13 protein-coding genes are annotated in these 13237 nt (G+C 33.7%); 5 read left to right on the plus strand and 8 right to left on the minus strand.

Annotated elements, in window-relative coordinates:
* Positions 1–12: 12 nt before the first annotated feature.
* The 4 genes from Q0U74_RS01710 to Q0U74_RS01725 all read right to left on the minus strand — a co-directional run bounded on the left by Q0U74_RS01710 (position 13) and on the right by Q0U74_RS01725 (position 4367).
* Complete coding sequence (locus Q0U74_RS01710) at positions 13–2850, minus strand: SNF2-related protein (RefSeq protein ID WP_297392351.1); 2838 nt, start codon at positions 2848–2850, stop codon at positions 13–15.
* Between the two features lie 17 nt (positions 2851–2867).
* Positions 2868–3074 (minus strand): helix-turn-helix transcriptional regulator, encoded by a 207-nt coding sequence (locus Q0U74_RS01715; protein WP_060692057.1) that lies wholly within the window; start codon positions 3072–3074, stop codon positions 2868–2870.
* Positions 3075–3450: 376 nt separating this feature from the next.
* A complete protein-coding gene (locus Q0U74_RS01720) occupies positions 3451–3750 on the minus strand; it encodes a hypothetical protein (RefSeq protein WP_297392354.1) in 300 nt (99 codons plus the stop codon).
* 5 nt (positions 3751–3755) lie between these two features.
* Entirely contained in the window at positions 3756–4367 is a 612-nt protein-coding gene (locus Q0U74_RS01725; protein WP_297392356.1) for a DUF1819 family protein, read from the minus strand.
* Between the two features lie 319 nt (positions 4368–4686).
* On the opposite strand from Q0U74_RS01725, the gene Q0U74_RS01730 reads away from it, so the two are divergent.
* From Q0U74_RS01730 to Q0U74_RS01740, 3 genes are read left to right on the plus strand one after another with little or no spacing between them, the layout of a single operon-like run.
* The gene (locus tag Q0U74_RS01730) at positions 4687–6099 is read left to right on the plus strand and encodes a Y-family DNA polymerase (protein WP_297392358.1); all 1413 of its coding nucleotides are present in this window, start codon (positions 4687–4689) and stop codon (positions 6097–6099) included.
* 16 nt (positions 6100–6115) lie between these two features.
* Positions 6116–6460: a hypothetical protein gene (locus Q0U74_RS01735; protein WP_297392360.1), complete on the plus strand. Its 345-nt coding sequence runs from the start codon at positions 6116–6118 to the stop codon at positions 6458–6460.
* Positions 6457–6768, plus strand: a complete 312-nt coding sequence (locus tag Q0U74_RS01740) for a DUF5960 family protein (RefSeq protein WP_297392362.1) — start codon at positions 6457–6459, stop codon at positions 6766–6768. Before Q0U74_RS01735 ends, Q0U74_RS01740 begins: the two co-directional genes overlap by 4 nt.
* Positions 6769–7017: 249 nt before the next feature.
* Here the strand turns inward: Q0U74_RS01740 and Q0U74_RS01745 are convergent, their stop codons facing one another.
* Together Q0U74_RS01745 and Q0U74_RS01750 are read right to left on the minus strand one after the other, a co-directional pair.
* Complete coding sequence (locus Q0U74_RS01745) at positions 7018–8259, minus strand: FprA family A-type flavoprotein (protein ID WP_297392365.1); 1242 nt, start codon at positions 8257–8259, stop codon at positions 7018–7020.
* An 11-nt stretch (positions 8260–8270) separates the two neighbouring features.
* Positions 8271–10208 carry an acyl-CoA dehydrogenase family protein gene (locus tag Q0U74_RS01750; protein ID WP_297392366.1) on the minus strand — a complete coding sequence of 646 codons (1938 nt, stop codon included), beginning with the start codon at positions 10206–10208 and terminating at the stop codon, positions 8271–8273.
* Positions 10209–10528: 320 nt separating this feature from the next.
* Between Q0U74_RS01750 and Q0U74_RS01755 the strand changes: the two genes are divergently transcribed.
* Both Q0U74_RS01755 and Q0U74_RS01760 read left to right on the plus strand, forming a co-directional pair.
* Positions 10529–11110 (plus strand): nitroreductase family protein, encoded by a 582-nt coding sequence (locus Q0U74_RS01755; protein ID WP_297392368.1) that lies wholly within the window; start codon positions 10529–10531, stop codon positions 11108–11110.
* The gene (locus Q0U74_RS01760; RefSeq protein ID WP_297392370.1) at positions 11110–12129 is read left to right on the plus strand and encodes a PTS transporter subunit IIC; all 1020 of its coding nucleotides are present in this window, start codon (positions 11110–11112) and stop codon (positions 12127–12129) included. The genes Q0U74_RS01755 and Q0U74_RS01760 overlap by 1 nt, the downstream gene beginning before the upstream one ends.
* A 70-nt stretch (positions 12130–12199) precedes the next feature.
* On the opposite strand, the gene Q0U74_RS01765 is transcribed toward Q0U74_RS01760, so the two are convergent.
* Positions 12200–12853: a hemolysin III family protein gene (locus Q0U74_RS01765; protein WP_297392372.1), complete on the minus strand. Its 654-nt coding sequence runs from the start codon at positions 12851–12853 to the stop codon at positions 12200–12202.
* A gap of 109 nt (positions 12854–12962) precedes the next feature.
* Positions 12963–13229, minus strand: coding sequence for a GNAT family N-acetyltransferase (locus Q0U74_RS01770; protein ID WP_297392374.1), 267 nt, complete (start codon positions 13227–13229; stop codon positions 12963–12965).
* Between the last annotated feature and the right edge of the window lie 8 nt (positions 13230–13237).

The raw sequence follows: 13237 nt of genomic DNA on the forward strand, positions 1-13237 counted from the left end.
GAAATTCCTCCGTTATTTAATCTTAAAACCAATGGTCATGATATGAGTAATTATACTATTACCTTTTAATTTCTCACGAATTTCATCTTGTAATCGTTCATTCATTTCATCAATTTCATCTTCACGCTTATTGATGTCACGTTCCATTGATCTACGTTTTTTCTTCATTTTTTCAAGTTCATCTTTTATTTCAAGCATTTCCGAAAGTGGTAAATTTGTGCTTGCTCTGAACTCTTTATTTTTTTCAGTAATGGCTTTTTTTAATTCTTTAAGTTCACGTTTAAGACCTTCTTTTAAATCTTCGCTATAAGCATCTAACTTATCACATTCTTCCAAATAATATTTTTTATTATTTTCTTCAACCTGATGCTGTTGATAAGCAATAAGCTCCTGTCTAAATCTAATGAAGCTATCAGATTCCGCCTGACAATCACCGACAACAGTTCCACGAAGTTCCATCATGGAATTGATAAGTTCTTCATCAAGCAAAGTTCCATCATCACATTTAACAGTAAATATCAAATGTTCTTCTTCTCCTATACCCTCATAGGATACTTTGTCAATTGACAACATGCCTTTTAATCCAATATGTGAATCAAAAAAAACTATATGCCTATTCTTATTACCAGAGTAATCAAACTCAATCGTTACCGGAGAAAGCTCAGTTTTATTTGCTTCATCTAACCAATCTGAATATAATTTATCATCTTTTCTAAGAAATATATCTCCCGATGTTTCTGCTGATTTCCAATCAAGATTGTATGTTTTAAAATTGCCATCGTTATCTACACGGAAACGAAGTTGATCAAGTGGCTCAACTCTTTTTGCTCCATGCATAAGGAAAAAGTAATAAAGCCAACGAGTATATTTATCCATACTAGTAACTGTACTTGTTTGACAATCTTTAAGTTTCGCAGCTACATCCTCATCAAAATTTTCTAAAATTGTTTGACGAGCTTGTGTCATTTTTTCATTAATTACTTCAGACATTTCTTCTTGCAATTCATCAAATTCTTTAGTGATTTCATCAGATGTTTTACATTTTTGATAGATACTAGCAATACGTTTTTCAAAGTCTACACCTGATTCAATAGATCCAAGAATTTCATCAGAAGAACCAAACACGCCACTAAACAATCTGAATTTTTGATCGAGCAATTGATATACCCTTACATCAGCTGCATTTTTTCTATTAAGGAAGTTAATAACTACAACATCATTTTTCTGACCATATCTATGGCAACGACCAATTCGCTGTTCTATTCTCTGTGGATTCCATGGAAGGTCATAGTTTACAAGTAAACTACAAAATTGAAGATTTATACCTTCAGCTGCTGCTTCTGTCCCAATTAAAATACTTGCTCTATCTCTAAATTCTTCAACAACAGCTGCCTTAATATCAGCGGTTCGAGAGCCTGAAACTCTTCCGTCGTTTTTATGACGTTCTTTCCATTCGTTAAGGATTCTTTTTGAATCAGCGTCACTATTAGAACCATTAAGGAAAACAATCTGACCCTCATATCCATTGTTTGATAACAGATTGTATAAATAATCTTGTGTTCTTCTTGATTCTGTAAAAATAACAGCTTTTCTTTGTCCGCCAAGTTTTTCTGTTTCATCAAAACCTTTATGTAATGCTGTTAGAAGATTTTCACCCTTAGAGTTTTCAGTAATGCTTTGTGCCAACTTAGCATACTCTTCAAGCTGTGCAAGTTCCTGCATGATACCTTCACGTTCTAGAATCAATTCAGCAGTTACATTTTCTTCATCATCAAGTGAATCTTTTAATTCATCAATAGTATCGTAATCTTCAATATCCAATTCGCTTTCAACGCCTATCAAAAAATTGTTCAATCTTTCAATTAACGAATTAAGTGTTCCAGAAATTGCAAATGAAGAAGAAGCTAATAGTTTTCTAAGAACCATAGTGATAAGTGTACGCTGACCTTCTGGAAGTGCGTATAATTTATCAGTCTGCAAATAATCAGAAATAAAGTTATATAATTTTTCTTCATCAACTGAAGGTGTGTACTCTTGCAAAATTGGAATTCTATTTGTGTATCGGACATATTCTGTTACTTGTGAACGGAGTGTTCGTTGACAAAACGAATGCAATCTTTTCTTTAAGTTACGATTACGAATTTCCGTATTATTAACTGTAACATACATTTCTCTAAATGTTTTTGAATCTCCAAAAACATGATCATCAATAATACTTACTAAGCCATATAACTCCATAAGATTATTTTGTAATGGTGTAGCTGTTAACAACAATTTCTTTTTACCGTTTAAAGCGCTCTTGAGTCTATTACCGGTAACATTACTTGTTTTGTACACATTTCTAAGGCGGTGAGCTTCATCCATGATTACCAAATCCCAATTTACTGCTTTTAATTCAGCCGCCTTTCGAGATGCGAAATCATAAGAACAAATAACTACCTTATTAGAAACTTCAAATGGATTTATTGAATCATTTTTCCTAAGTCGATTAAATTCTTTTGACTCCATCAGAATAGAATCAATGTAAAATTTATCTTCAAGTTCCTGTCTCCACTGCATTCTAAGAGACGCAGGTACAATTAGAATTATTCGCCTTTTTCTTTCTGCCCAATACTGTGATAATACAAGACCTGCTTCAATAGTCTTTCCAAGTCCAACTTCATCAGCTAAAATAACACCATTACTTAATGGTGATTTTACAGCAAACATTGCAGCATCTACTTGGTGTGGGTTTAAGTCAACTTTTACACCAGACATAGCTGAAGCTATAGATTCAAAACTTGACTGTGGTCTTTTTAATTGAATTTGTTCAGCAAAATATCTTGATTGATGTGGAGTATAATTAACCATAAATTCATTTCACTCCTTTATTCGTCTTCTGTTATCTCTAAAATATCTGAAACATCACACTTCAATGCAATACATATTTTTTCGATAATATCCATATTTACATTTTCGTTTTTCCCGAGTTTAGTTATAGATGCAGCACTAATTCCCGCAAGAGACTGCAAATCTTTTTTCTTCATATCTTTATCAATTAATAACTTCCAAAGTTTCTTATATGTAACTGCCATCTTATCCACCTCTCGAAACATTATCTTTATTTTTTCATTTCTATTCACTATTTTAGCATATTATTTTTCTATTTTCAATTGTTATTCCTTTAATAGAAGTAATATTCTTGTGAACGCTCGATTTAATTATGATGACATATCTAATCGTGTTTATAAATACCCTTTCACAAACTGGCAAGCAGTGTAAACCAATAGTGGTTTACTGTTTTTTCAACTTTCCGCTTTCGCAGAAACTTTCAAAATTGCTTGTTGGGGAATACCCCAATCCCCTTAAAACACCAACTTTCAGTCGGTAGCTACGCATTCATTCTGAACGCTTTTACTTTTTTACAAAAAGAAATTTAGCAGGACTCACGCTAATGAATCCTGCCTATTTTTATCGAGAAGTTCTTTCTCTCTCTTCTGTTTTTTCTTCCATATCTAGGATTTTTTCCAGGATTTTCTTTTCTTCACAAACTTCTAAAAAAATTTTATATAAATTATGGCAAATTAAATTACAAGCAAGGCTGGAATCATTTTTTATTGTGTTTACAAAGTGTCTAACTGCCATTTCATCTTCTGGATCATAACAAAAAATTCTTATGTTTACTTCATTGCTCAATCCTTTGCCAGTTAAAAACTCTTCGTCTCCAAGTAAACTTTTTAATCTATCTAGTTTTTCATTTATTTTACTCATTTATATCATCCTTGTTCAAAATAATTAAAGGCTGGTAAACAAATAGCATCTCCATTTTCTATTATCTTGTCCCTTAATTTATAATCTAATAGGACTAAATTTAATCTACTAGACTTGTTGTTATCTATGTAATCATTTTCTCTTAACAAACTTCCAAGCACAGATCTTAGTTTTTTAAAAGTTTCATCGCTCCACTTAGATACTTTTTTATTTTGTTCCTTTAATCTTGTTAGAAATATATTTATATCTGAAGAGCTATAGGAATAGTTGAGAGTTCGATATTTTTCACCAATTATTGTAACCATAAATTCCCATATTAATCTTGAATCTTTCATAAAGGCATAAAGGCATATTTGTTTAGAAACTTCTGTAGGTCTTTCTGCTATCCATTTTATTAGATCATCGTCTTCTAAAGAATTTAATCTTCTTAGACATGCTCTTGATCTAATTTTTAGACTTCTATTAGTTGGATACTGATATAAGTTTTCGTGAAATATTTTTTCTATAATTTCCTCATCACTTAGCCCCTCTGATTTTAATTTAGCTGTAACCTTCATTTCATAATACATAAAGGGCTCTCTAGTAATTGAAGCTATGTACTCTTTATTTCTATCCATGATTGGCTCCTTTTTATTCAAAATTTTTATTAAAAATTCATAATTAAATCTAAGTTCTCATAGTAAATTATACTATAACTTTGCCAATTGTTTAATTAGATTTTGTAGTATGTTTTTCTAATAATTATATTGAGTCTTATTAAATAATAAAATTATTAGCACTTATTGTTTTTATTTCCATTCAATCCTAATTTCTTTATTCTGCTTTTTTATATGTTTTTATATTTTTTGAACTTGTGTTTCTCGCTCAAATGTTCTACAATATAGTTAAATAAACTTGTGTTTAAATATATTTTTATTTCTTTTTAGGAGGTGGCTTATGGGTTTTATTGATTATTCTTTGGAGCCAAGGTCTGATATTGCTTTTGTGGATATTAAGTCATTCTACGCCAGTGTGGAGTGCGTCAAGAGAAAGCTTAACCCTCTAACTACTTCTCTTTGCGTCATGAGTAGGTCTGAAAATTCTAGTGGTTTAATCCTAGCCAGCTCTCCCCTCTTTAAAAGGGTTTTTGGCAAGAATAATGTTGGCAGAGCCAGGGACCTTCCCTTTGATATTGAGACTCGGAAGTTTAGTTTTGAAAAGGCTAGACATCAAAATGTTGATATCACTAAGTCTTATATTGATTATATTGAGAAGTGGGCGAAGAACACTCTCATCGTGCCGCCAAGGATGGCTCTTTATATCGAGGAAAATTTAAAAATTCAAAGGGTTTTTCAAAATTATGCTGCCAAGGAAGAGATTCTCCCCTACTCTATTGATGAGGGCTTTATCGACCTCACTAAGAGCCTTTCTTATTTTGTCCCCAACAAAAGTATTTCTCGTCGCGACAAGCTGGACCTTGTGTCTTCCATGATTCAAAGGGAAACTTGGGAGTCCATGGGTCTTTATTCTACTGTGGGCATGAGTAATGCCAATCCTCTTCTCGCCAAGCTTGCCCTTGACAATGAGGCGAAAAAGACTAGGACTATGCGTGCCAATTGGTCCTACGAAGATGTGGAGACTAAGCTTTGGGGGATTAATGAGCTCACAGATTTTTGGGGCATTGGGTCGAGGATGAAGAAGAGGTTAAATGATCTCTATATTTTTTCTGTCAAGGACCTTGCCAATTACAATCCTGATATTTTAAAGAAGGAACTTGGCGTCATTGGTCTTCAGCTTTGGTTTCATGCCAATGGTGTTGATGAGTCCAAGGTTACTCTGCCCTACAAGCCTAAGTCCAAGGGCCTTGGCAATTCTCAAGTTCTTCCTCGCGACTATTCTAGTCAATATGAAATTGAAATTGTTTTATGTGAAATTGCTGAGCAGGTCGCCATTAGAATCAGAAGAATCAAGAAGAAGGCTACTGTTATTTCTATTCATGTTGGTTTTTCTTACAGTGAGAATAAAAAATCCATCAACGCTAGGAGGACTATTTCTCCAAGTCAGTCCACTCGAGTTTTGTGTGGCGAGGTTTTGAAGCTTTTCCGTGAAAGGTATAAGGGCGGCGCTGTGAGAAATCTTAGCGTTACTTATGATAATTTAGTGGACGAGTCTTCTACGATTTTTAATTTTTTTGATGATTATAGGAAAATTGAGCGTGAGGAAAATCTCGACAAGGCTATTGATTCTATTCGCGATAGGTTTGGTTTTACTTCTGTTCAAAGGGCGACTTGTCTTTTGGAAGGCTCTCGCGTTATTGAAAGAAGTAATTTAATTGGCGGTCACTGTGGCGGCATGGACGGCGCTATTTGATTTGTGAGGTGATTTTATGGTTGATAGGTCTTATTTGCCCTATAAGTCTGCAAGGGCTTATGTGGACAGGGGCATGGCAAAGTGGATGGGATTTTTTATTTCTGAACACACTTCTGCCCTTTCCCACATGGGCGATGTCATTGACCTTTCTGAAGAGATGAGCCGCGATGATATTGTTCTCGCTCTTAGTCAAGTTTATGTAAATGGGCTTTCTGTTCTGGTCTACACAAGGCTTAGGCTAGAGCCCTTTGTAGGTAAGGTCAATGAAATTTTTCAGGGAAGTATTTATTTATGTGGAGATGAAGGTCTTATTATTTCTTTTGGAGATATTATTAAGATTATTCTTTTGGAGGAAGTATGAAGGATTTAGAAAAAAGTTGTATTCAGTTTGATTATTTCTCTAGCAATTATAAGCGTTTTGAGGAAGATTTTTATAGGTTTGCCACTATTAACATTCCTCTAACTTTTTTAACTGATGATCTCTTGCTGCACATGGTTTCTACTGGGCACAATTATTTTAGACTCAATGCAAAAAATTCTGTGGACGAGAGGGACCATTATTTTGTTTTCAAAAAATTAAATAACAAGGATAATATTTATATCAGCCAATTTGAGTATCTTGGAAATTTATCTACTGCCGAATTTTTTAATTTGTATTTTGGCAAATAGTTTTCAGCCCTTGGCTGATTTTTTTTGCAATTTTTTTACATAAAAATTTCTGTTAGAGATTTACTCCCCAACAGACATTTTAGAGCCAATAAATTTTATATTTATACATAAAAAAAGAGACTCGAATCAAGGAGTCTCGAAAATATTTAACATATTGCCAATATTTGACATAAATCCTATTTTACATAAACAAAAAATTTGGCTATATCAAATGATATAGCCAAACTGAATATCCACACCGCTTTGGTATTATTGGTTAGCGGATTTTTCTTTAACTTCTCTAATTTTTGCCATAGATTCAATAATAGAATCTGCAAGAGCTTCCATGTCATTTTCGTTAGCTTTGTTAAGAGCAGAGTTAAGTGTAACTCTTTCAGGAAGAACGTCGAACATCTTAAGATTTTCGTCAATGTATTCTTCAATCTTATCGCCAACTGTACAAGCCCAAGTACCATTTTCAATGATACCAACTGTTCTGTTTTGAACATTAAGAGCTTCAAGATCCATTAAGAAGTTCTTCATTACAGGATAAATACCTAAGTTGTAAGTTACTGATGCAATTACAATGTGAGAGTATTTAAATGTGTCTGCAATTAGATAAGACATGTGAGTGTTACTTACATCGTGAACTACTACATTAGTCATTCCCTTGTCACAAAGTCTTGATGCAAGGGCTTGTGCAGCTCTTTCAGTATTTCCATACATTGATGCGTAAACAATCATTACGCCTTCTTCTTCTGGTTCGTATCTTGACCATTTGTCATATTTTCCAATGAACCAACCAAGATTATCTCTCCAAACTGGTCCGTGAAGTGGACAAATCATTTTAATGTCAACAGTTGATGCTTTTTTAAGAACATCTTGTACAAATGGTCCATATTTTCCTACGATATTAGTTAAATATCTTCTTGCACTGTCAAGGTAATCTCTTTCGAAATTAACTTCGTCAGCAAATAGTTTTCCATCAAGTGTTCCGAAAGTACCAAAGGCATCAGCAGCAAATAGTACTCCGTCAGTTGTATCAAAAGATACAAGAACTTCTGGCCAGTGAACCATTGGTGCTTCTAAGAATACAAATTCGTGTTTACCAAAGGAAATTGTGTCTCCTTCAGCAACTATCATTGATTGTTCTTCATTTACATGGAATCCATATTGACGCATGAATTCAAAGCCTTGTTCACTTGCAATAACCTTAACATCAGGATATCTTAAAGTGATTTCATCAATAGCAGCTGCATGGTCTGGTTCTAAGTGGTGGATTACAAGATAATCAAGATCTTCTCCATCAAGAACTTCAGAAACATTTTCTAAATAATCTTTTACAATTGACCAGTCAACTGTATCGAATAATACATTTTTTTCGTCTTTTAATAAATATGAATTATATGTTACTCCTTCAGGAATAGGAAATATATTTTCAAATAATTCTAGTCTATGATCATTGCCACCAACATAGTAAAGATCATCTGTAACTTTTCTAACAGTATACATTATATCCTCCTTTATTTTCTATCAGAAGGGAAATCAGCTTCAATGAAGTTTTGCTTCTCTTCTTGACATTCTGGACAAGTCCAGTCATCTGGTAATTTATCGAAATCTGTACCAGGATCAATTTCACCTTCTGGATCTCCATAGTTTGGATCATATTCATATCCGCATCCTGGACATACCATAACTTTATAATTTGGAGCTAATTTTCTAGGTTTAGATCTTCTAACTTTCTTCATTGGAGGTGCTTGTTCTTTTTCACCAGTTCCAAGAGCTTCTGCAAGAAGTGGCATAATTTCGAACATATCTCCAACAATACCATAGTCACAGTTCTTGAAGATTGGAGCACCTGCATTTTTGTTGATTGCAACAATTGTTGATGCGTTTTTAATACCCTTTAAGTGTTGGCTTGCTCCAGAAATACCACATGCAATGTATAGGTTGCCATTGAATTTTTGTCCAGACATACCAACGTATCTTTCAAGTGGTACAAGTTTTAATGTTTCAGCAACTGGTCTTGAAGAACCTAGTGCAGCGCCTGCAGCGTGAGCAAGTTCTCTTGCAAGATCCATGTTTTCTTCTCCGCCAATTCCTTTACCAACTGAAACAACCCTTTCAGCATCGTAAACAGGAGTGTCTATATCAATTCCAACAGAGAAATCATATCCATCTTTCTTTAAGTTTTTAACTAAAATGTCAACAGCTTCTTTTGCTGTGTCAGCTTTAATTATTTCTCTCTTTCTATCTCCAGTGATAGGACCTGCCTTCTTATCTATTGCAGCAGCTCTACCTTTCTTCTTAGGAGCCTTTCCTACAAGGTGACTTGCAACTACTACTCTTTGGATTTCAGAAGTACCTTCGTAGATAGTAGTAATCTTAGCATCTCTGAAGAATCTTTCTACATCCATTCCCTTTAGGTATCCGTTACCTCCGTGGATTTGAAGAGCTTCATTTACAACCCACATTGCAACTTCAGATGCAACAGTTTTTGCCATTGCAGCTTCCATTGAATAATTTTCATGATTTTGTTTCATTTCAGCAGCTGAATAAATCATAAGTCTTGCAGCTCTAATCTTAGTAGCCATATCTGCAAGCTTGAATGCAACAGCTTGTTGTTGAGCAATTGGTCTACCAAATTGGATTCTTTCTTTTGCATAAGAAAGTGCAGCTTCGAAAGCACCTTGTGCAATACCAAGAGCTTGTGATGCAATACCAATTCTACCACCGTCAAGAGTTTGCATTGCAATTCTAAATCCTTGACCTTCTTTACCAAGTAAGTTTTCCTTTGGAATCTTAACATTGTTAAATTGAAGTTCAGCAGTAGTTGAAGATCTAATACCTAATTTGTCATAGTGATCTCCGAAAGTAAATCCTTCCCAACCTTTTTCTACTATGAAAGCAGAAATTCCGTGAGTACCTATACCTGGTGTAGTAACTGCATATACAACATAAGTATCTGCAGCAGGAGCATTAGTAATAAAGATTTTATTACCATTTAAAATATAATAATCGCCATCAAGTACAGCAGTTGTTTCTGTGCCGCCAGCATCAGAGCCTGCATTAGGTTCTGTTAAACCAAAAGCTCCAAGTTTTTTACCTTGTGCAAGTGGTTTTAAATATTTTTCTTTTTGTTCCTTTGTACCAAAAGCTTGGATAGGATAAGAACCTAGTGATGTATGTGCTGATAAAACAACGCCGACACCTGCATCAACTCTTGATAATTCTTCAACAGCGATAGCATAAGAAATAACATCCTTACCTGCGCCACCTTCTTCTTCAGGATAAGGTAGACCCATCCAACCGTTTTCGCCAATTTTCTTAATGATTTCTTCTGGAAATTCATTGTTTTGATCAAGTCCAAATGATAATGGCTTAATTTCTGCTTCTGCAAACTCTCTAATAGCTTTACGAAGAGCTTCATGTTCAGCAGTAGTCTTATACAAATTTGACATATTTTCCTCCTTTTTAAATTAAAGAATACTTGAAATATTTTTCACTTTAATTGTGAAAAACAAAAGATACACCAAAGCGGTATACAATAATTAAAGTATACAACAACTTACCTAAAGTGTCAAAACATTTTCATCAAATTTGAGTTAAAATTTTTAAAATTTTTTTCTCGAATTATTATATTCTTTGACTAGATTATATATACCCCTTTTTAGTAAATAAAACATTAAATTAGTTAATTTTAATAATTTATTGTAAAATAATTTTTTTGCTATAAAATATAAAGTTAATAAGACTAAAATCATTAAAAAAGGAGGAAAAAATGAATTTAGAAAATTTATTAGAATGGAGACGAAGCTATAGGAAGTTTGACGAAACTAGGTTAATTTCAAAGAATGATATTGATGAAATTTTATCTTCTATTAAATTTTCATCTTGCGCCAACAACAGACAGTACCTTAGATTTATTTCTGTTGAAAGTAAAGAAAAGGTTTTAGAAATTTTCGAAAACACAAGATGGGCTGCTTCCCTACCTAACAATATGGGAAAACCCAAAGAAGGCGAAAGACCAGTTTATTTTATTGCTATTTTAAGTGACGATGACAAAAAGCTTAGGTTTAACGGCATTGATGAGGGTCTAGTTATTTCTAATTTAACTCTTACCGCTGCAGAAAAAGGTATTGGCTCTTGCATTATTGGAAGTGTAAACGACAAAAAAATGCGTGAGATTTTAAATTATGAGGACAATTATTCCTGCGAAGTAGTAATTGCCTTTGGCTATCCAAAGGTTAAGTCAACTATAAAGGAAATAGAAATAGGTGAAGACCAGTCTTATTATTTAGACGAAGATGGCAACTACATAGTGCCAAAGTATAAATTAAAGGACATCCTTAGGAGAATATAATGACAAAAGAAAAATTTAGCGAAAAATTAAAGAAGAAGGCAAAATTATATTTTATTGACGCTCTTGGCGCCATGGCATTTGGTCTTTTTGCCACCCTACTTGTAGGCACAATTTTAAATACTATTGGCAAAAGTTTTAACATTGCCTTTTTGACAGATGTGCTTTGGCCCTTGGCTCAAAAGGCTACAGGACCTGCCATAGCAGTAGCTATTGCAACGGCAATGTATGCACCAAGTCTTGTGGTCTATGCTGCAACTGTTGTGGGTATTGCAGGCAATGAACTTGGCGGACCTATGGGGGTTTACATTGCAACAATTTTTGCTGTTGAATTTGGAAAACTTGTTAGCAGAAAAACAAAAATCGACATCATAATCACTCCTGCTGTTACAGTTTTAGTTGGTGTCTTTATAGCAAACTTCGTTGGACCATACATAGGTGCCTTTATGAACCTTCTCGGTGCAATTATTATTAATGCTACAGATAAGGCTCCTTTCTTTATGGGAATTATTGTATCAGTTATTGTTGGAATAGTTTTAACTCTTCCAATTTCGTCTGCTGCCCTCTGCATGATGCTTTCCCTTTCATCTCTAGCTGGTGGAGCTGCAACTATTGGCTGTTGTTGTCAAATGGTTGGCTTTGCAGTAATTTCTTATAGGGACAATAAAATGGAAGGACTTGTGGCACAAGGTCTTGGTACTTCTATGCTACAGATGCCAAATATTGTGAGAAAGCCAATAATTATTATTCCGCCAATTATTTCATCTGCAATCTTAGGACCAGTTTCTACTATGGTTTTTAAACTTGAAAACACACCACTAGGCTCTGGCATGGGCACAAGTGGACTTGTTGGACAAATCTCTACCTTCACAGCAATGCCAGATGTCCCCTTCATGAAACTTCTTGGCATAGTTTTACTAATGCACATAATCTTGCCAGCACTTGTAACCTTTGCAATTTATGAAATATTTTACCGCAAGGGACTAATCCAAGAAGGCGACATGAAATTATATTTTAAATAAAAATTACGAGCTCAAGGCTCGTTTTTTTTTGCAAAAAAATTGGCTCATCAACTTGATGAACCAAAATTTTTTATGAAATATAAAGATAAAAGGCAATAAAGTGAATTATTGATGCTGCTAGGACAAAGAAGTGCCAAATTATATGATTGTATTTGAACTTCTTTGACTTGTAAAAATAAGTCCCTGCAGTGTATACAACTCCACCTAAGACTAATAGAAGCATAAACTTCCAAGTTGTGTTTGCTACAATTGGCTTAATTAAAAATACAGAAAGCCAACCCATGGCAATATAAATAATAACAGAAATAGTCTTTAACTTGTCATAATTTTTGTATGTAGCAATTTTAAAAACTGTACCAAAGAGAGCTATTGCCCAAATTAATATTATAAAAAATAATCTAAATCTTCCCCTTGTAAGTAAAAGTATAATTGGCGTAAAACTTCCTGCTATAAAATAATAAATGGAAACATGGTCGAAAATCCTAAGAATTTTCTTTACCTTTTCCTTTTGAACTGCGTGATAAATTGTGCTCATTAAAAATAAAAAAATGAAACATCCACCATAAATAGAAAAGGCAACTGTTTTTAAGACATCACCACTATTCACACTTGGAATAATTAGCATCAATAGAAAAATAATTCCAAGTAAAACTCCTAGGGCGTGACTAATTGCATTTGCCATTTCTATTCTAAAAAATTCTCTAGAATTTGTTTTTGATAACATATCTTCACTCCTTTTGCCAATTATACAACTTTTAATGTTTTTGGTAAATAACTTTTTAGCCCTTTAAACTAAAAAAAAGATGGGCATTACCCATCTTAATTTAAAAAAATTATGCTCTTACATCATCAAATTCGCTTGATTCAAGTTTTTTCTCAACATAGGAACAAGTTCCCTTTATTTTTTTATTTTCACTTCTTGCATCTTCTACAAGTTTTTTTACAAGCTCACCTGCAAGACCTTGTCCACCAAATTCTGGCTTAACAATTGTGTGTTGGGCATCTATTACATTGCCCTCTTCAACATATTGTAAAATTCCCTTGTAGTTAAACTCGTCATCGCCTATATAATAACAGTTTCTACCTTTTTTAACTTCCATAATGACCC

Origin of the sequence: uncultured Peptoniphilus sp. (assembly GCF_946998875.1) — a bacterium.
Classification (GTDB): Bacteria; Bacillota; Clostridia; order Tissierellales; family Peptoniphilaceae; genus Peptoniphilus_A.

Excerpts from the sequence above, each read along its gene's own strand:
- Q0U74_RS01755 (WP_297392368.1), top strand. The coding sequence starts at position 10,529 with ATGAATTTAGAAAATTTATTAGAATGGAGACGAAGCTATAGGAAGTTT.
- Q0U74_RS01750 (WP_297392366.1), bottom strand. The coding sequence starts at position 10,208 with ATGTCAAATTTGTATAAGACTACTGCTGAACATGAAGCTCTTCGTAAA.
- Q0U74_RS01740 (WP_297392362.1), top strand. The coding sequence starts at position 6,457 with ATGAAGGATTTAGAAAAAAGTTGTATTCAGTTTGATTATTTCTCTAGC.
- Q0U74_RS01760 (WP_297392370.1), top strand. The coding sequence starts at position 11,110 with ATGACAAAAGAAAAATTTAGCGAAAAATTAAAGAAGAAGGCAAAATTA.
- Q0U74_RS01720 (WP_297392354.1), bottom strand. The coding sequence starts at position 3,750 with ATGAGTAAAATAAATGAAAAACTAGATAGATTAAAAAGTTTACTTGGA.
- Q0U74_RS01735 (WP_297392360.1), top strand. The coding sequence starts at position 6,116 with ATGGTTGATAGGTCTTATTTGCCCTATAAGTCTGCAAGGGCTTATGTG.
- Q0U74_RS01715 (WP_060692057.1), bottom strand. The coding sequence starts at position 3,074 with ATGGCAGTTACATATAAGAAACTTTGGAAGTTATTAATTGATAAAGAT.
- Q0U74_RS01725 (WP_297392356.1), bottom strand. The coding sequence starts at position 4,367 with ATGGATAGAAATAAAGAGTACATAGCTTCAATTACTAGAGAGCCCTTT.
- Q0U74_RS01745 (WP_297392365.1), bottom strand. The coding sequence starts at position 8,259 with ATGTATACTGTTAGAAAAGTTACAGATGATCTTTACTATGTTGGTGGC.
- Q0U74_RS01765 (WP_297392372.1), bottom strand. The coding sequence starts at position 12,853 with ATGTTATCAAAAACAAATTCTAGAGAATTTTTTAGAATAGAAATGGCA.
- Q0U74_RS01770 (WP_297392374.1), bottom strand. The coding sequence starts at position 13,229 with ATGGAAGTTAAAAAAGGTAGAAACTGTTATTATATAGGCGATGACGAG.
- Q0U74_RS01730 (WP_297392358.1), top strand. The coding sequence starts at position 4,687 with ATGGGTTTTATTGATTATTCTTTGGAGCCAAGGTCTGATATTGCTTTT.
- Q0U74_RS01710 (WP_297392351.1), bottom strand. The coding sequence starts at position 2,850 with ATGGTTAATTATACTCCACATCAATCAAGATATTTTGCTGAACAAATT.